Origin of the sequence: Wohlfahrtiimonas populi (genome assembly GCF_002006795.1) — a bacterium.
GTDB lineage: Bacteria > Pseudomonadota > Gammaproteobacteria > Cardiobacteriales > Wohlfahrtiimonadaceae > Wohlfahrtiimonas > Wohlfahrtiimonas populi.
In genome coordinates this window covers 1-401 of sequence record NZ_MVDN01000062.1, presented here as the reverse complement: position 1 = coordinate 401, position 401 = coordinate 1, and the positions used below count along the sequence as shown (strand labels likewise).

The window sequence follows — 401 nt, the reverse complement described above, 5'->3', positions numbered from 1 at the left end:
TCATGAAAGGTATAAATATCAGTTATTTCTAATGACCTCATTTTTTTACTTTCATGTTTTTGAAAAGAGTCTGTAGAAATTATATCTGCAGGGTTGTATTCACAAAGACCTCGCTCCGCTGCAAATTTAAACACCTTGCTAATACATGTTTTTGCTCGCTTTATTTGGCTTAGAGATCCTGCTTTTTCTATTGGCTCAAGAGCATTGATAACATGAATTGCTTTTATTTGATGAATATCTATATGTCCAAGATACTTCATACAATATGTATGCATAAGTGAATCAGTTTGTTTTGAATGTTTCTCTGTTACAGACTTTGACCAGACCGCAAACCAATTTTCATAAATAGCCTTAAACTTAATATCTACATTTTTATTTTTCGGATTAACCTTTTCTGATAC

The 401-nt window shown here is 31.4% G+C and carries 1 protein-coding gene; it reads right to left on the bottom strand.

Translation table 11 applies throughout. From position 1 onward, the window contains the following. Positions 1 to 401, bottom strand: a 401-nt coding sequence (locus BZK16_RS14405; RefSeq protein WP_158076879.1) for a tyrosine-type recombinase/integrase, incomplete at both ends; no start/stop codon positions are given.